The organism is Pseudoxanthomonas sangjuensis (assembly GCF_010211755.1).
GTDB lineage: Bacteria > Pseudomonadota > Gammaproteobacteria > Xanthomonadales > Xanthomonadaceae > Pseudoxanthomonas_A > Pseudoxanthomonas_A sangjuensis.
Genome location: NZ_PDWR01000004.1, coordinates 13,940 through 28,414 on the forward strand (window position 1 = coordinate 13,940; position 14,475 = coordinate 28,414).

Annotated in this window: 25 protein-coding genes; all 25 read left to right on the plus strand. The window is 65.8% G+C overall.

The window, feature by feature from the left end; translation table 11 throughout:
• The first annotated feature begins 223 nt into the window (after positions 1–223).
• The 25 genes from rpsL to rplO all read left to right on the plus strand — a co-directional run bounded on the left by rpsL (position 224) and on the right by rplO (position 14,475).
• On the plus strand, positions 224–598 hold the full coding sequence (gene rpsL / locus CSC71_RS02825; RefSeq protein ID WP_162372834.1) for a 30S ribosomal protein S12: 375 nt from the start codon (positions 224–226) through the stop codon (positions 596–598).
• 18 nt (positions 599–616) lie between these two features.
• On the plus strand, positions 617–1,084 hold the full coding sequence (gene rpsG, locus CSC71_RS02830) for a 30S ribosomal protein S7 (RefSeq protein ID WP_162372835.1): 468 nt from the start codon (positions 617–619) through the stop codon (positions 1,082–1,084).
• A gap of 175 nt (positions 1,085–1,259) precedes the next feature.
• Entirely contained in the window at positions 1,260–3,350 is a 2,091-nt protein-coding gene (fusA, locus tag CSC71_RS02835) for an elongation factor G (RefSeq protein WP_162372836.1), read from the plus strand.
• Positions 3,351–3,400: 50 nt separating this feature from the next.
• The gene (tuf, locus tag CSC71_RS02840; RefSeq protein ID WP_162372825.1) at positions 3,401–4,591 is read left to right on the plus strand and encodes an elongation factor Tu; all 1,191 of its coding nucleotides are present in this window, start codon (positions 3,401–3,403) and stop codon (positions 4,589–4,591) included.
• 412 nt (positions 4,592–5,003) lie between these two features.
• Positions 5,004–5,315, plus strand: a complete 312-nt coding sequence (rpsJ, locus tag CSC71_RS02845) for a 30S ribosomal protein S10 (protein WP_011036122.1) — start codon at positions 5,004–5,006, stop codon at positions 5,313–5,315.
• An 11-nt stretch (positions 5,316–5,326) separates the two neighbouring features.
• On the plus strand, positions 5,327–5,980 hold the full coding sequence (gene rplC / locus CSC71_RS02850; RefSeq protein WP_162372837.1) for a 50S ribosomal protein L3: 654 nt from the start codon (positions 5,327–5,329) through the stop codon (positions 5,978–5,980).
• An 11-nt stretch (positions 5,981–5,991) separates the two neighbouring features.
• Complete coding sequence (rplD, locus tag CSC71_RS02855) at positions 5,992–6,597, plus strand: 50S ribosomal protein L4 (protein ID WP_162372838.1); 606 nt, start codon at positions 5,992–5,994, stop codon at positions 6,595–6,597.
• Complete coding sequence (rplW, locus tag CSC71_RS02860; RefSeq protein WP_162372839.1) at positions 6,594–6,893, plus strand: 50S ribosomal protein L23; 300 nt, start codon at positions 6,594–6,596, stop codon at positions 6,891–6,893. Before rplD ends, rplW begins: the two co-directional genes overlap by 4 nt.
• An 11-nt stretch (positions 6,894–6,904) precedes the next feature.
• Positions 6,905–7,732, plus strand: a complete 828-nt coding sequence (gene rplB / locus CSC71_RS02865; RefSeq protein ID WP_162372840.1) for a 50S ribosomal protein L2 — start codon at positions 6,905–6,907, stop codon at positions 7,730–7,732.
• A 6-nt stretch (positions 7,733–7,738) separates the two neighbouring features.
• A complete protein-coding gene (gene rpsS, locus CSC71_RS02870) occupies positions 7,739–8,017 on the plus strand; it encodes a 30S ribosomal protein S19 (RefSeq protein WP_162372841.1) in 279 nt (92 codons plus the stop codon).
• Positions 8,018–8,029: 12 nt separating this feature from the next.
• Positions 8,030–8,365 (plus strand): 50S ribosomal protein L22, encoded by a 336-nt coding sequence (gene rplV / locus CSC71_RS02875; RefSeq protein WP_162372842.1) that lies wholly within the window; start codon positions 8,030–8,032, stop codon positions 8,363–8,365.
• A gap of 18 nt (positions 8,366–8,383) precedes the next feature.
• Positions 8,384–9,109: a 30S ribosomal protein S3 gene (rpsC, locus tag CSC71_RS02880; RefSeq protein ID WP_162372843.1), complete on the plus strand. Its 726-nt coding sequence runs from the start codon at positions 8,384–8,386 to the stop codon at positions 9,107–9,109.
• A gap of 6 nt (positions 9,110–9,115) precedes the next feature.
• Entirely contained in the window at positions 9,116–9,529 is a 414-nt protein-coding gene (rplP, locus tag CSC71_RS02885; protein WP_162372844.1) for a 50S ribosomal protein L16, read from the plus strand.
• A complete protein-coding gene (gene rpmC, locus CSC71_RS02890) occupies positions 9,529–9,723 on the plus strand; it encodes a 50S ribosomal protein L29 (protein WP_162372845.1) in 195 nt (64 codons plus the stop codon). The genes rplP and rpmC overlap by 1 nt, the downstream gene beginning before the upstream one ends.
• A 12-nt stretch (positions 9,724–9,735) precedes the next feature.
• Entirely contained in the window at positions 9,736–10,002 is a 267-nt protein-coding gene (gene rpsQ, locus CSC71_RS02895) for a 30S ribosomal protein S17 (RefSeq protein WP_162372846.1), read from the plus strand.
• A gap of 12 nt (positions 10,003–10,014) precedes the next feature.
• Positions 10,015–10,383 (plus strand): 50S ribosomal protein L14, encoded by a 369-nt coding sequence (gene rplN / locus CSC71_RS02900; protein ID WP_162372847.1) that lies wholly within the window; start codon positions 10,015–10,017, stop codon positions 10,381–10,383.
• A gap of 15 nt (positions 10,384–10,398) precedes the next feature.
• Positions 10,399–10,716: a 50S ribosomal protein L24 gene (gene rplX / locus CSC71_RS02905; protein WP_162372848.1), complete on the plus strand. Its 318-nt coding sequence runs from the start codon at positions 10,399–10,401 to the stop codon at positions 10,714–10,716.
• A gap of 11 nt (positions 10,717–10,727) precedes the next feature.
• The gene (gene rplE, locus CSC71_RS02910) at positions 10,728–11,270 is read left to right on the plus strand and encodes a 50S ribosomal protein L5 (RefSeq protein WP_162372849.1); all 543 of its coding nucleotides are present in this window, start codon (positions 10,728–10,730) and stop codon (positions 11,268–11,270) included.
• A 17-nt stretch (positions 11,271–11,287) separates the two neighbouring features.
• Entirely contained in the window at positions 11,288–11,593 is a 306-nt protein-coding gene (rpsN, locus tag CSC71_RS02915) for a 30S ribosomal protein S14 (RefSeq protein ID WP_162372850.1), read from the plus strand.
• A gap of 148 nt (positions 11,594–11,741) precedes the next feature.
• Positions 11,742–12,140, plus strand: a complete 399-nt coding sequence (rpsH, locus tag CSC71_RS02920; RefSeq protein WP_162372851.1) for a 30S ribosomal protein S8 — start codon at positions 11,742–11,744, stop codon at positions 12,138–12,140.
• 17 nt (positions 12,141–12,157) lie between these two features.
• Positions 12,158–12,685, plus strand: coding sequence for a 50S ribosomal protein L6 (gene rplF, locus CSC71_RS02925; RefSeq protein WP_162372852.1), 528 nt, complete (start codon positions 12,158–12,160; stop codon positions 12,683–12,685).
• Positions 12,686–12,774: 89 nt separating this feature from the next.
• Positions 12,775–13,131: a 50S ribosomal protein L18 gene (rplR, locus tag CSC71_RS02930; RefSeq protein WP_162372853.1), complete on the plus strand. Its 357-nt coding sequence runs from the start codon at positions 12,775–12,777 to the stop codon at positions 13,129–13,131.
• Between the two features lie 175 nt (positions 13,132–13,306).
• Entirely contained in the window at positions 13,307–13,852 is a 546-nt protein-coding gene (gene rpsE, locus CSC71_RS02935) for a 30S ribosomal protein S5 (RefSeq protein ID WP_162372854.1), read from the plus strand.
• A complete protein-coding gene (rpmD, locus tag CSC71_RS02940; protein WP_162372855.1) occupies positions 13,845–14,033 on the plus strand; it encodes a 50S ribosomal protein L30 in 189 nt (62 codons plus the stop codon). Before rpsE ends, rpmD begins: the two co-directional genes overlap by 8 nt.
• 4 nt (positions 14,034–14,037) lie before the next feature.
• Positions 14,038–14,475: a 50S ribosomal protein L15 gene (gene rplO, locus CSC71_RS02945; protein ID WP_162372856.1), complete on the plus strand. Its 438-nt coding sequence runs from the start codon at positions 14,038–14,040 to the stop codon at positions 14,473–14,475.

Genomic DNA, 14,475 nt, shown 5'->3' on the forward strand with positions numbered 1-14,475 from the left:
GGTTGCCGGTCGGGCAGGGTAGTACCAGGTGAAATGGGGTGCAGGATGCGCCCCGTGTTCCGGCCCGGGAGGGGCCAGGCAGGGCGAGGCCCCGGTTGACGGGATTTGGCGCTGCCCGCTATACTTTCCTGTCTCGGCAGGCCGGTTGCGGCCTGCCGTCGTTTTCACGCGCAAAGCCCAGTCCGCCCGGGTCTGCGCCCCATTCGTCGAAGAATCCCGAAAAATGGCAACCATCAACCAGCTGGTCCGCAAGCCGCGGCAGGCGACCACCTACAAGAGCGCCTCGCCGGCGCTGGACAAGTGCCCGCAGCGTCGCGGCGTGTGCACCCGCGTCTACACCACCACCCCGAAGAAGCCGAACTCGGCGTTGCGCAAGGTGGCCAAGGTGCGCCTGACCAACCAGGAAGAGGTCATCAGCTATATCGGCGGCGAAGGCCACAACCTGCAGGAGCACTCGGTGGTGCTGATCCGCGGCGGCCGCGTCAAGGACCTGCCGGGCGTGCGCTACCACACCGTGCGCGGTTCGCTGGACGCCGCCGGCGTCGCCAAGCGCCGCCAGAGCCGCTCGAAGTACGGCGCCAAGCGTCCGAAGGCCTAAGGTTAAGGAAACAGAATCATGTCGCGTAAAGGTTCCGCCCCCCAACGTACCGTCCTGCCCGACCCGAAGCACGGCAGCCAGACCATCGCCCGCTTCATCAACATGGTGATGCTGAGCGGCAAGAAGTCGGTCGCCGAGTCGATCGTCTATGGCGCCATGGACGTCATTGGCGAGAAGAATCCGAACCCGCTTGAGCTGGTCGAGAAGGCGCTGGACAACGTCGCCCCGACCGTCGAGGTCAAGTCGCGTCGCGTCGGCGGCGCCACCTACCAGGTGCCGGTCGAAGTGCGCGCCTCGCGCCGCCTGGCCCTGGCGATGCGCTGGCTGATCGAATCGGCGCGCAAGCGCGGCGAGAACTCGATGCCGCGCAAGCTGGCGGCCGAGCTGCTGGACGCTTCGGAAAACCGCGGCGGCGCGATCAAGAAGCGCGAAGAAACCCACCGCATGGCGGAAGCCAACAAGGCGTTCGCGCACTATCGCTGGTAATGTCCTCGCCCCTCGGTTTCGAGGGGTCCCCGGCGCTGCCTGACAGGCGCCATCGCGGCCGCGGCGCCGCGCGACGAATCCGAAGGCCGCCGCGAGGCGGCATTCGGCCATGTGGGATTCCCACAAAGCCTGCGCCGATGCGCCGGCTTCCAACAGAGATATTTGAGAGGCGATTGTGGCCCGTACTACCCCCATCGAGCGTTACCGCAACTTCGGCATCATGGCCCACATCGACGCGGGCAAGACCACGACGACCGAGCGCATCCTGTTCTACACCGGCGTCAACCACAAGATCGGCGAGGTGCACGAAGGCGCCGCGACGATGGACTGGATGGAGCAGGAGCAGGAACGCGGCATCACCATCACCTCCGCCGCGACCACCGCGTTCTGGAGGGGTATGGATGCCTCGATGCCGGAGCACCGCTTCAACATCATCGATACCCCCGGGCACGTCGACTTCACCATCGAGGTCGAGCGTTCGCTGCGCGTGCTCGACGGCGCGGTGTTCGTGCTGTGCGCGGTCGGCGGCGTGCAGCCGCAGTCCGAGACCGTGTGGCGCCAGGCCAACAAGTACGCCGTGCCGCGCCTCGCGTTCGTCAACAAGATGGACCGCACCGGTGCCAACTTCGACAAGGTCGTCGACCAGCTGAAGACCCGCCTGGGCGCCTATCCGGTGCCGATGCAGGTGCCGATCGGCGCCGAGGACAACTTCGAAGGCGTCGTCGACCTGGTCAAGATGAAGGCGATCCACTGGGATGCCGCCTCGCAGGGCACCAAGTTCGAGTACCGCGACATCCCGGCGAACCTGGCCGACAAGGCCGCCGAGGCGCGCAGCTTCATGGTCGAGGCCGCGGCCGAGGCCAGCGAAGAGCTGATGAACAAGTACCTGGAAGAGGGCGACCTGTCCGAGGCCGAGATCCTGTCCGGCATCCGCGAGCGCACCCTGAAGACCGAGGTGATCCCGGTCTACTGCGGCACCGCGTTCAAGAACAAGGGCGTGCAGGCCATGCTCGACGCCGTGATCCAGCTGCTGCCGTCGCCGATCGACCGTCCGCCGGTGCAGGGCATCGACGAGAACGACAAGGAAGCCAGCCGCAAGGCCGGCGACAACGAGCCGTTCTCGGCGCTGGCGTTCAAGATCATGACCGACCCGTTCGTCGGTTCGCTGACCTTCTTCCGCGTCTACTCCGGCACCCTGAACTCCGGCGACCAGGTCTACAACCCGGTCAAGTCGAAGAAGGAGCGCATCGGCCGCATCCTGCAGATGCACGCCAACAACCGCGACGAGATCAAGGAAGTGCGCGCCGGCGACATCGCCGCTGCGGTGGGCCTGAAGGACGTCACCACCGGCGACACCCTGTGCGCGCAGGACCACGTCATCACCCTGGAACGCATGGTGTTCCCGGATCCGGTGATCTCGATGGCGGTCGAGCCGAAGACCAAGTCCGACCAGGAGAAGATGGGCCTGGCGCTGGGCCGCCTGGCGCAGGAAGACCCGTCGTTCCGCGTCGCCACCGACGAAGAGTCCGGCCAGACCATCATCTCCGGCATGGGCGAGCTGCACCTCGAGATCATCGTCGACCGCATGAAGCGCGAGTTCAACGTCGAGGCCAACGTCGGCAAGCCGCAGGTCGCCTACCGCGAGACCATCCGCAAGGCGGTCAAGCAGGAAGGCAAGTTCGTGCGCCAGTCCGGCGGTCGCGGCCAGTACGGCCACATCGTCATCGAGATGTCGCCGGTCGAGCGCGGCGCGGGCTTCAGCTACGAATCCGCCATCGTCGGCGGCGTGGTGCCGAAGGAATACGTCGCCGCCGCCGGCAAGGGCATCGAGGAAGCGATGCGCAACGGTCCGCTGGCCGGCTACCCGGTGGTGGACATCGCGATCAAGGCGGTCGACGGTTCGTTCCACGACGTCGACTCGAACGAAATGGCGTTCAAGGTCGCCGGCTCGATGGCGTTCAAGGAAGGCTTCAGCAAGGCCCAGCCGGTCCTGCTCGAGCCGATGATGAAGGTCGAGATCGTCACGCCGGAGGATTACCTGGGCGACGTGATGGGCGACGTGAGCCGCCGCCGCGGCATCCTGCAGGGCCAGGACGACAGCCCGTCGGGCAAGGTCATCAACGCGATGGTGCCGCTGGGCGAAATGTTCGGCTACGCCACCACGCTGCGTTCGATGTCGCAGGGCCGCGCCACGTTCTCGATGGAGTTCGACCACTACGCCGAGGCCCCGGCCAACATCGCCGACGCGGTCGTCAAGAAGGCCTGAGGCCTTCGCCAACCAAAGTTCCGAATCACAGATAAGAAGGTAGTCAAACCATGGCAAAGGGTAAATTCGAGCGCACCAAGCCCCACGTGAACGTGGGCACGATTGGCCACGTGGACCACGGCAAGACGACGCTGACGGCGGCGCTGACGAAGGTGGGCGCGGAGCGTTTCGGCGGTGAGTTCAAGGACTACTCGTCGATCGACGCGGCGCCGGAGGAGAAGGCGCGCGGCATCACGATTTCGACGGCGCACGTCGAATACGAAAGCCCGACCCGCCACTATGCGCACGTGGACTGCCCGGGGCACGCCGACTACGTGAAGAACATGATCACGGGTGCGGCGCAGATGGACGGCGCGATCCTGGTGTGCTCGGCCGCGGACGGCCCGATGCCGCAGACCCGCGAGCACATTCTGCTGGCGCGCCAGGTGGGCGTGCCGTACATCGTGGTCTACCTGAACAAGGCGGACATGGTGGACGACGCCGAGCTGCTGGAGCTGGTGGAGATGGAAGTGCGCGAGCTTCTGTCCAAGTACGAGTTCCCGGGCGACGACACCCCGATCATCAAGGGTTCGGCGCTGAAGGCGCTGGAAGGCGACCAGTCGGAGATCGGCGTGCCGTCGATCATTGCGCTGGTGCAGGCGCTGGACGACTACATTCCGACCCCGGAGCGCGACGTTGACAAGCCGTTCCTGATGCCGGTGGAAGACGTGTTCTCGATCTCGGGCCGCGGCACCGTGGTGACCGGCCGCATCGAGCGCGGCGTGATCAAGGTGGGCGACGAAATCGAGATCGTGGGCATCCGCCCGACCACCAAGACCACGGTGACCGGCGTGGAGATGTTCCGCAAGCTGCTGGACCAGGGCCAGGCGGGCGACAACGCGGGCCTGCTGCTGCGCGGCACCAAGCGCGACGAAGTGGAGCGCGGCCAGGTGCTGGCCAAGCCGGGCACGATCACCCCGCACACCGAGTTCGAGGCCGAGGTGTACGTGCTGTCGAAGGACGAGGGCGGCCGTCATACCCCGTTCTTCAAGGGCTACCGTCCGCAGTTCTACTTCCGCACGACCGACATCACCGGTGCGGTGACGCTGCCGGAAGGCGTGGAGATGGTGATGCCGGGCGACAACATCAAGATGACCGTGGCGCTGATCAACCCGGTGGCGATGGACGAGGGCCTGCGCTTCGCGATCCGCGAGGGCGGCCGTACGGTCGGCGCCGGCGTGGTGGCCAAGATCATCAAGTGACGTGACGGCGCGTCCGCGGCAACGCGGATGCCTTGCTGGAACGTCGTCCCCGGGTGCTTTTGCCGGGGAGCCAGCGACCAGGCCCCTGGGGGGGCCGGAAGTCGCAAAAGACGGACCAAGGCGGCCCTGGGAGGTCGCCGACTACCGCGAAAAGAGGGGCAGGGAAGTTCCTCGTGTTCGCCAGACATGGAGGGGTCGCGCGATCCCGCGGGCGGCATGGCCGTCCCGCGCTTTCGGCATCGTCGAGGTGTTGACGGGCCTGTTCGCGCGTTCTATACTTTTTTGTCTGGGCGGGCCGGATTTCCGGCCTGCCTAGTTTTTCAGGAAGAACCCGGCCACCGCGGCCGGGCCACCGGGGCAAGGCATCCCAGAGGCCGCGCCCGTCGCTCTTTTCAACGATAGGAATTCCGTCATGGCGGACCAAAAGATCCGGATCCGGCTCAAGGCTTTCGATCATCGCCTGATCGACCGCTCGGCCAGCGAGATCGTCGAAACGGCCAAGCGGACCGGCGCGCAGGTGCGCGGCCCGATCCCGCTGCCGACCAAGATCGAGCGCTACACCATCCTGGTGTCGCCGCACGCCGACAAGGACGCGCGCGACCAGTACGAAACCCGCACGCACAAGCGCGTGCTCGACATCGTCGACCCCAACGACAAGACCGTGGACGCGCTGATGAAGCTCGAACTCGCGGCCGGCGTCGACGTCCAGATCAAGCTGACCTGAGGCCTGCGACCATGACTGCGAAGAAATATTCGTTGGGCATCGTCGGCCGCAAGGCCGGCATGACCCGGGTGTTCACCGAGGACGGCCAGTCCATCCCGGTCACCCTGATCGAAGCCACCCCGAACCGCATCACCCAGGTGAAGACCCCGGAAACCGACGGCTATTCCGCCGTGCAGGTCGCCGTGGGCACGCGCCGCGCGTCGCTGCTGACCAAGCCGGAAGCCGGCCACCTGGCCAAGGCCAAGGTCGAATCCGGCCGCGGCCTGTGGGAGCTGCGCGTCGAAGCCGACAAGCTGGGCGATTTTCAGGTCGGCGGCGAAATCAAGGCCGACATCTTTTCGGTGGGCCAGAAGGTCGACGTCCAGGGCGTGACCAAGGGCAAGGGCTTCCAGGGCACCATCAAGCGCCACAACTTCACCATGGGCGACGCCACCCACGGTAACTCGCTGAGCCACCGTGCTCCGGGTTCGATCGGCCAGCGCCAGACGCCGGGCCGCGTGTTCCCGGGCAAGAAGATGGCCGGCCACATGGGCGCCGTGCAGCAGAGCACGCAGAACCTGGAAGTGGTTCGCGTCGATGCCGAGCGTGGCCTGATCGCCGTGCGCGGCGCCGTCCCGGGTGCCCCGGGTGGCGACGTGATCGTGCGTCCGGCGAGCAAGGCGTAAGGAGAAACATCATGGAACTCGCCATCAACGGTAGCGCCAGCAAGTTGTCGGTCTCCGACGAAGTGTTCGGCCGCGAATTCAGCGAAGACCTGGTCCACCAGGTCGTCGTCGCCTATCGCAACGCCGGCCGCGCCGGCACCAAGGCGCAGAAGACCCGCGCCGAGGTCAACGGCACCACCAAGAAGTCGAAGAAGCAGAAGGGCGGCGGCGCCCGCCACGGTGCGCTGACCGCGCCGATCTTCGTCGGTGGCGGCGTGAGCTTCGCCGCGAAGCCGCGCAGCTTCGAGCAGAAGGTCAACCGCAAGCAGTACCGCGCCGCGATCGCCGCGATCCTGTCGGAACTGAACCGCCAGGGCCGCCTGAAGGTCGTCGAGGGCTTCGACGTCGACGCCCCGAAGAGCAAGGGCTTGCTGGCCAAGCTGAAGGGTCTGGAAGTCGGTCAGCGCCCGCTGATCGTCACCGAGGACGCTTCGGAAAACCTGTACCTGTCCGCCCGCAACCTCCCGTACGTGGAAGTGCGCGACGTCCAGGGTTTGGACCCGGTCTCGCTGGTCGGCGCCGACTCCGTCGTCGTCACCACCGAGGCGGTCAAGAAGATCGAGGAGTGGCTGGCATGAGCGCGTCTGCCAAAATTTTCAGCGTGCTGCGCGCCCCGCGTGTCTCGGAAAAGACCGCGCGCCTGCAGGAAGTCACCAACCAGTACGTCTTCGAAGTGTCGAACGACGCCACCAAGGCCGACGTCAAGGCCGCGGTCGAGCAGCTGTTCGCCGTCAAGGTCGAGGATGTCAATGTGGTCAACGTGAAGGGCAAGAACAAGTCCTTCCGCGGCCGCAGTGGCAGCCGCGGCAACTGGCGCAAGGCGTACGTGCGTCTGGCCGATGGCCAGGCCATCGACGTGTCGGCCACGGCCTGAGGTAACGACCCATGTCTCTGATGAAATTCAAGCCCACGTCCGCCGGCCGCCGCTCCGCGGTGCGCGTCGTGACGCCGGACCTGCACAAGGGTGCGCCGTACGCGCCGCTGCTGGAGAAGCAGGGCAAGACCGGCGGCCGCAACCACCACGGCCGCATCACCACCCGTCACATCGGCGGCGGCCACAAGCAGCACTACCGCCTGATCGACTTCAAGCGCGACAAGGAAGGCATCCCGGCGCGCGTCGAGCGCATCGAGTACGACCCGAACCGCACCGCGCACATCGCGCTGCTGTGCTACGTCGATGGCGAGCGCCGCTACATCATCGCGCCGAAGGGCCTGAAGGCCGGCGACCAGGTGATCGCGGGCAGCGACGCGCCGATCAAGACCGGCAACACGCTGCCGCTGCGCAACATCCCGGTCGGCACGACCATCCATGCCATCGAGCTGAAGCCGGGCAAGGGCGCGCAGATCGCCCGTGCCGCGGGTGCCGCGGTGCAGCTGGTTGCGCGCGAGCAGGGCTTCGCCACGCTGCGCCTGCGTTCCGGCGAAGTGCGCAAGGTGCAGGTCGAATGCCGCGCCACCGTCGGCGAAGTCGGCAACGACGAGCACAGCCTCGAGAAGCTGGGCAAGGCCGGCGCCAAGCGCTGGCGCGGCGTGCGCCCGACCGTCCGCGGCGCGGCCATGAACCCGGTCGACCACCCGCACGGTGGCGGCGAGGCCAAGGCCGGCCAGGGCAACCCGCACCCGGTCACCCCGTGGGGCGTGCCCACCAAGGGCTACAAGACGCGCAAGAACAAGCGCACTCAGCAATTCATCGTCCGCGATCGTAGGGGCTAATCGACCATGGCACGTTCACTCAAGAAGGGCCCGTTCGTCGATCACCACCTCATCAAGAAGGTGGAGGCCGCCGGCGGCAGCAAGAAGCCGATCAAGACTTGGTCGCGCCGTTCGATGATCCTGCCGGAAATGGTGGGCTTCACCATCGCCGTGCACAACGGCAAGAACCACGTTCCGGTGCTGGTCAACGAGAACATGGTCGGCCACAAGCTCGGCGAGTTCGCCATCACCCGCACCTTCAAGGGCCACGGTGGCGACAAGAAAGCCGCCGCGGCGAAGAAGTAAGGAGCGATGACAATGGAAGCGAAAGCCATCCTGCGCACCGCGCGCATCTCCCCGCAGAAGGCCCGCCTGGTCGCCGACCAGGTGCGCGGCCTGCAGGCCGAGCGCGCGGTCAACCTGCTGAAGTTCTCGGACAAGAAGGCCGCCCACCTGATCAAGAAGGTGGTCGAGTCGGCGATTGCCAATGCCGAGAACAACCAGGGCGCCGACATCGACGAGCTCAAGGTCAAGGCCATCATGGTCGACGAAGGCCCGGTGCTGAAGCGGTTCATGGCCCGCGCCAAGGGCCGCGGCACCCGTATCCTCAAGCGCACCAGCCACATCACCGTGGTCGTGGGCGAAGGCAAGTAAGGCGGAAGGAAGAAAACGATGGGTCACAAAGTTCATCCGACCGGAATCCGCCTGGGCATCGCCAAGGACTGGAATTCCAAGTGGTTCGCCAACAAGAAGGAATACGCCGGTTACCTGGCGGCCGACCTGAAGGTTCGCGAGATGCTGCGCAAGAAGCTGGCCCAGGCCGGCATCAGCAAGATCCTGATCGAGCGTCCGGCCAAGACCGCGCGCGTGACGATCCACACCGCCCGTCCGGGCGTGGTGATCGGCAAGCGCGGCGAGGACATCGAGAAGCTGCGCAAGGAAGTGTCCGACCTGATGGGCGTCCCGGCGCACATCAACGTCACCGAAGTGCGCAAGCCCGAGCTCGACGCGCAGCTGGTGGCCGAGTCGATCGCCCAGCAGCTTGAGCGCCGCATCATGTTCCGCCGCGCGATGAAGCGCGCCGTGGGCAATGCGATCCGCCTCGGCGCCCTGGGCATCAAGGTCAACGTCGCCGGCCGCCTGAACGGCGCCGAGATCGCGCGTTCGGAGTGGTACCGCGAAGGCCGCGTGCCGCTGCATACCCTGCGTGCCGACATCGACTACGGCTTTGCCGAAGCGAAGACCACCTACGGCATCATCGGCATCAAGGTGTGGATCTACAAGGGCGAAATCTTCGATTTCAGCCAGGTGGGCCAGGAAAAGCAGGAAGACAACGCCCCGCGCTCCGAGCGCAGCGAACGTCCCTCGCGTCCGTCCCGCGATCGTGATGCGAGGTAATCAGTCATGCTGCAACCGAAACGAACCAAGTACCGCAAGATGCACAAGGGCCGCAACGACGGCCTGAGCTGGTCCGGCAACGCCGTCAGCTTCGGCGAATACGGCCTGAAGGCGACCGCGACCGGCCAGCTGACCGCGCGTCAGATCGAGGCCGCGCGCCGCGCCATCAGCCGCTTCGTCAAGCGCGGCGGCAAGATGTGGATCCGCGTGTTCCCCGACAAGCCGATCACCAAGAAGCCGATCGAAGTCCGCATGGGCTCGGGCAAGGGCAACGTCGAGTACTGGGTCGCGCAGATCCAGCCGGGCCGCATGATCTATGAAATCGAGGGCGTCGACGAGACGACCGCGCGCGAGGCGTTCCGCCTGGCCGCCGCCAAGCTCTCGGTCACCACCACTTTCGTGAGCCGGACGGTGCGCTAATGGCCAACATCAACGAACTGCGCGGCAAGTCCGCCGAAGAGCTGAACGCCCACCTGACCGACCTGCGCAAGGAGCAGTTCTCCCTGCGCATGCAGAAGGCCACCGGCCAGCTGCCGCCGGCCAAGACCCACGAGGCCCGCCGCGTGCGGCGCGAGATCGCTCGCGTCAACATGCTGCTCGGCCAGTCGAAGTAAGGAGCGCCCGAGATGAGCGATAACAAAGACAAAGCGCAACGCACCATCGAAGGCCGCGTCGTCAGCAACAAGATGGACAAGACCGTCACCGTGCTGGTGGAGCGTCAGGTCAAGCACGCCCTGTACGGCAAGTACATCAAGCGTTCGACCAAGCTCCACGCCCACGACGCCGACAACAGTGCGAAGGAAGGCGACATCGTCCGCGTGGTCGAGGTCGCCCCGATCTCGAAGACCAAGAACTGGCGCGTGGTGGAAATCGTCACCCGCGCGGCTGAATAAGAGGGCTTAAACATGATCCAGGTGCAAAGCTACCTCGAAGCCGCCGACAACTCCGGCGCCAAGGAAATGATGTGCATCAAGGTGCTGGGCGGCTCGAAGCGCCGCTACGCCGGCATCGGCGACATCATCAAGGTCACCGTGAAGGACGCGATCCCGCGCGGCAAGGTCAAGAAGGGCGAGGTCTACGATGCCGTGGTCGTGCGCACCCGCAAGGGCGTGCGCCGCGCCGACGGCTCGCTGATCCGCTTCGACGGCAACGCCGCGGTCCTGCTGAACAACAAGCAGGAGCCGATCGGTACCCGCATCTTCGGGCCGGTCACCCGCGAACTCCGCTCCGAGAAGTTCATGAAGATCGTTTCGCTCGCGCCCGAAGTGCTGTGAGCGGAGGACAGAACAATGGCTAACCGTATCAAGAAGGGCGACCAGGTGGTCGTCATCGCCGGCAAGGACAAGGGCAAGCAGGGCGAAATCGTCCGCGTCGACGGCGACCGCGTGGTCGTGTCGAACGTGAACGTCGTCAAGCGCCACACCAAGCCGAACCCGCAGGCGGGCATCGCCGGCGGCGTGGTCGAGCGCGAAGCCTCGATCCATATCTCCAACGTGCAGGTCCTGAACCCGGCCACGGGCAAGGGCGAGCGCGTTGGCTTCAAGGTGCTGGAGGATGGACGCAAACTGCGTGTGTTCCGCTCCAGCGGAGAGGCGCTCGACGCCTGAGGAATGAGGTCATGACCACTCGTCTGGAAAAAATCTACAAGGAAGAGGTGGTGCCGGCTCTGATCAAGAAGTTCGGCTACGCCAATCCGATGGAAGTGCCGAAGATCACCAAGATCACCATCAACATGGGTGTGGGTGAAGCGGCCACCAACAAGAAGATCCTGGAAAACGCCGTGGCCGACCTGGCCGCGATCAGCGGCCAGAAGCCGATCACGACCAAGTCGCGCGTCTCCGTGGCTTCGTTCAAGATCCGCGACGGCTGGCCGATCGGCTGCAAGGTCACCCTGCGTCGCACTCGCGCCTACGAATTCCTCGATCGCCTGATCACCATCGCGCTGCCGCGCGTCCGCGACTTCCGCGGCGTGTCCGGCCGTTCGTTCGACGGCCGCGGCAACTACAACATGGGCGTGAAGGAGCAGATCATCTTCCCGGAAATCGACTTCGACAAGGTCGACGCGGTCCGCGGCATGGATATCGCCATCACCACCACCGCCAAGACCGACGCCGAAGCCAAGGCGCTGCTCGAGGCGTTCAAGTTCCCGTTCCGCAACTAAGTCGCAGGAAACCGATTATGGCCAAGACCTCGATGGTTAACCGCGATATCAAGCGGGCCAAACTCGCCAAGCAGCACGCCGCCAAGCGCGAGGCGCTGAAGAAGATCATCTCCAGCGCCGACGCCTCGTACGAGGAGAAGCTGGAAGCGTCGACCAAGCTGCAGAAGCTGCCGCGCGACTCCTCGCCGAGCCGCCAGCGCAGCCGCTGCGAGCTTTCCGGCCGCCCGCGCGGCGTCTACGGCAAGTTCGGCCTGGGCCGCAACAAGCTGCGCGAAGCCACCATGCGCGGCGACGTGCCGGGCCTGCGCAAGGCCTCCTGGTAAAAGCCGGGCGGGCAAAATCCCGCGGAACCGGGTACAATGCCCGGCTCCGCGCCGGCCTTCCGGGGCCGGCGGTTCCGAGCAAGCTGTACCCACAACCCGAACAGATTTTCGCGAAAGCGGATATCGGTGCTACTCATAAGGTGAATCCATGAGCATGACTGATCCCATCGCCGACCTGCTGGTGCGCATCAAGAATGCCGCCGCCGTCGGCAAGCCCACGGTGAAGCTGCCGTCGTCGAAGACGAAGGTCGCCATCGCCAAGGTCCTGAAGGACGAGGGCTACATCACCGACCTGCGCGTCGTGCAGGGCCAGAACAACAAGTCCGAACTCGAGATCGTCCTCAAGTACTTCGAGGGCAAGCCGGTCATCGAGAAGCTGCAGCGCGTCTCGCGCTCGGGCCTGCGCCAGTACCGTGGCAAGGACGAGCTGCCGAAGGTGCTCGGCGGCCTCGGCATCGCCATCATCTCCACCTCCAAGGGCATCTTGACCGATGCGCAGGCGCGCCAGCAGGGCGTCGGCGGCGAAGTCCTGTGCATCGTGGCCTAAGCGAAGGAGCCGAACCAATGTCCCGCGTAGCCAAGAAGCCGATCGCCCTGCCGAAGGGCGTGGAAATCAATACCCAGGGCGATGCCCTGAACGTCAAGGGCCCGAAGGGCGCCCTGTCGCTGGCCAAGCCGGCCGGCGTCGAAGTCAAGGTCGAGAACGGCGTGGTCAACCTGTCGCCGGTCACGGCCGGGGACGACGCCATCACCGGTACCGTCCGCGCCATCCTGGCCAACACGGTCAAGGGCGTGTCCGAAGGCTTCGAGCGCAAGCTCGAGCTGGTCGGCGTGGGTTACCGCGCCGCGATGCAGGGCAAGGACCTGAGCCTGTCGCTGGGCTTCTCGCATCCGGTCGTGTTCAAGGCGCCGGAAGGCATCACCCTGGCCACCCCGACGCAGACCGAGATCCTGGTACAGGGCGCCGACAAGCAGCGCGTCGGCGAAGTCGCCGCCAAGATCCGCGGTTTCCGCCCGCCGGAGCCGTACAAGGGCAAGGGCGTGAAGTACTCCGACGAAACCATCATCCGCAAGGAAGCCAAGAAGGCGTAATGCGGGGCCCCCGCGAAAGCCCGGCCAGCCAAGGCCGGGGATTCAAAAGGGGAAAGCCCGCGCCAATCCGCTTCTAAAGGTACTTAATCATGAGCATCAAGAACCAAGCCCGCCTGCGCCGCGCCAAGTCGACCCGCGCGCACATCCGCGAACTAGGCGTGCCGCGCCTGAGCGTGCTGCGCACCGGCCAGCACCTGTACGCGCAGATCTTCAGCGCCGACGGCTCCACGGTGCTGGCCTCGGCCAACACCCTGCAGGCGGACGTCAAGGAAGGCCTGAAGAACGGCAAGAACAGCGACGCCGCCACGCGCGTCGGCAAGATCATCGCCGAGCGCGCCAAGGCCGCAGGCATCGAGAAGGTCGCCTTCGACCGCTCGGGCTACCGCTACCACGGCCGCGTCAAGGCGCTGGCCGACGCCGCCCGCGAAGGCGGCCTGCAGTTCTGATTTGCAATGCATGGGGTCCGTCCCCATGCAGGCTCTTGCAGTGGCAGCACCCCCGCCGATAGGGGAATGTATCGGACGCGCCGCGACTTCTGCTTCGCGAACGCGGAACACCGCGACAGTCCACAACCATAAGCGGCAGCAGCCGTAATCAATCCACTCACAAAGGTATTCGGAAATGGCAGAAGAACGTGCACCGCGTGGCCGCGACCGTGATCGCGCGCCCCGCGAGGAAAAAATCGACGACGGCATGATCGAGAAGCTGGTCGCGGTCAACCGCGTCAGCAAGACGGTCAAGGGCGGCCGCCAGTTCACCTTCACCGCGCTGACCGTGGTCGGCGACGGCAACGGCAAGATCGGCTTCGGCTACGGCAAGGCCCGCGAAGTCCCGGTCGCGATCCAGAAGTCGATGGAATACGCCCGCAAGGGCATGATGACCGTCGACCTGAACAACGGCACCCTGTGGCACTCGGTGAAGTCCGGCCACGGCGCGGCACGCGTGTTCATGCAGCCGGCCTCGGAAGGTACCGGCGTGATCGCCGGCGGCGCGATGCGCGCCGTGCTGGAAGCGGTCGGCGTCAAGAACGTGCTGGCCAAGGCCACCGGTTCGCGCAACCCGATCAACCTGGTCCGCGCCACCCTGAAGGGCCTGAGCGAAATGCAGTCGCCGGCCCGCATCGCGGCCAAGCGCGGCAAGAAGGTGGAGGAACTGACCCATGTCTGAGCAGTCCAAGACGGTCAAGGTGCGCCTGGTGCGCGGCCTGCGCGGTTCCCAGTCGCGTCACCGCCTGTCGGTGAAGGCGCTGGGTCTGAACAAGCTCAACGACGTGCGTGAACTGAAGGACAGCCCGCAGGTGCGCGGCCTGATCGCCAAGGTTCACTACCTCGTCAAGGTCGAGGAGTAATCACATGCGTCTCAATACTCTCAAGCCCGCCGAGGGCGCCCGCACCGAACGCGTCCGTGTCGGCCGCGGCATCGGTTCCGGCCTGGGCAAGACCGCCGGCCGCGGCCACAAGGGTTCGTTCGCGCGCGCGGGCAAGGGCAAGATCAAGGCCAAGTTCGAAGGCGGCCAGATGCCGCTGATCAAGCGCCTGCCGAAGGTCGGCTTCCGCTCCAAGCTGAAGGACGACACCGCCGAAGTGCTGTCGTACCAGCTGGACAAGCTGGCCGCCGGCGAGATCACCTTCGCCGTGCTGCGCGAGGCCAAGCTGGTTCCGGCCAAGGCCAAGCGGGCCAAGATCGTGAAGAAGGGCGAGCTGAGCAAGGCCTTCGCGCTGAAGGGCGTGCTGGTCACCGCCGGCGCCAAGGCGGCCATCGAGGCTGCCGGCGGCAGCGTGCAGGAGTAA

Bases quoted from the DNA above. Each gene is read 5' to 3' on its own strand.
- rplE (WP_162372849.1), top strand. From the start codon at position 10,728: ATGACCACTCGTCTGGAAAAAATCTACAAGGAAGAGGTGGTGCCGGCT.
- rplV (WP_162372842.1), top strand. From the start codon at position 8,030: ATGGAAGCGAAAGCCATCCTGCGCACCGCGCGCATCTCCCCGCAGAAG.
- rplB (WP_162372840.1), top strand. From the start codon at position 6,905: ATGTCTCTGATGAAATTCAAGCCCACGTCCGCCGGCCGCCGCTCCGCG.
- rpsN (WP_162372850.1), top strand. From the start codon at position 11,288: ATGGCCAAGACCTCGATGGTTAACCGCGATATCAAGCGGGCCAAACTC.
- rpsH (WP_162372851.1), top strand. From the start codon at position 11,742: ATGAGCATGACTGATCCCATCGCCGACCTGCTGGTGCGCATCAAGAAT.
- rplD (WP_162372838.1), top strand. From the start codon at position 5,992: ATGGAACTCGCCATCAACGGTAGCGCCAGCAAGTTGTCGGTCTCCGAC.
- tuf (WP_162372825.1), top strand. From the start codon at position 3,401: ATGGCAAAGGGTAAATTCGAGCGCACCAAGCCCCACGTGAACGTGGGC.
- rpsG (WP_162372835.1), top strand. From the start codon at position 617: ATGTCGCGTAAAGGTTCCGCCCCCCAACGTACCGTCCTGCCCGACCCG.
- rpsL (WP_162372834.1), top strand. From the start codon at position 224: ATGGCAACCATCAACCAGCTGGTCCGCAAGCCGCGGCAGGCGACCACC.
- rpmD (WP_162372855.1), top strand. From the start codon at position 13,845: ATGTCTGAGCAGTCCAAGACGGTCAAGGTGCGCCTGGTGCGCGGCCTG.
- rplC (WP_162372837.1), top strand. From the start codon at position 5,327: ATGACTGCGAAGAAATATTCGTTGGGCATCGTCGGCCGCAAGGCCGGC.
- rpsQ (WP_162372846.1), top strand. From the start codon at position 9,736: ATGAGCGATAACAAAGACAAAGCGCAACGCACCATCGAAGGCCGCGTC.
- rplF (WP_162372852.1), top strand. From the start codon at position 12,158: ATGTCCCGCGTAGCCAAGAAGCCGATCGCCCTGCCGAAGGGCGTGGAA.
- rplW (WP_162372839.1), top strand. From the start codon at position 6,594: ATGAGCGCGTCTGCCAAAATTTTCAGCGTGCTGCGCGCCCCGCGTGTC.
- rpsC (WP_162372843.1), top strand. From the start codon at position 8,384: ATGGGTCACAAAGTTCATCCGACCGGAATCCGCCTGGGCATCGCCAAG.
- rpsS (WP_162372841.1), top strand. From the start codon at position 7,739: ATGGCACGTTCACTCAAGAAGGGCCCGTTCGTCGATCACCACCTCATC.
- rpsJ (WP_011036122.1), top strand. From the start codon at position 5,004: ATGGCGGACCAAAAGATCCGGATCCGGCTCAAGGCTTTCGATCATCGC.
- rplN (WP_162372847.1), top strand. From the start codon at position 10,015: ATGATCCAGGTGCAAAGCTACCTCGAAGCCGCCGACAACTCCGGCGCC.
- rplX (WP_162372848.1), top strand. From the start codon at position 10,399: ATGGCTAACCGTATCAAGAAGGGCGACCAGGTGGTCGTCATCGCCGGC.
- rpsE (WP_162372854.1), top strand. From the start codon at position 13,307: ATGGCAGAAGAACGTGCACCGCGTGGCCGCGACCGTGATCGCGCGCCC.
- rpmC (WP_162372845.1), top strand. From the start codon at position 9,529: ATGGCCAACATCAACGAACTGCGCGGCAAGTCCGCCGAAGAGCTGAAC.
- rplP (WP_162372844.1), top strand. From the start codon at position 9,116: ATGCTGCAACCGAAACGAACCAAGTACCGCAAGATGCACAAGGGCCGC.
- rplR (WP_162372853.1), top strand. From the start codon at position 12,775: ATGAGCATCAAGAACCAAGCCCGCCTGCGCCGCGCCAAGTCGACCCGC.
- rplO (WP_162372856.1), top strand. From the start codon at position 14,038: ATGCGTCTCAATACTCTCAAGCCCGCCGAGGGCGCCCGCACCGAACGC.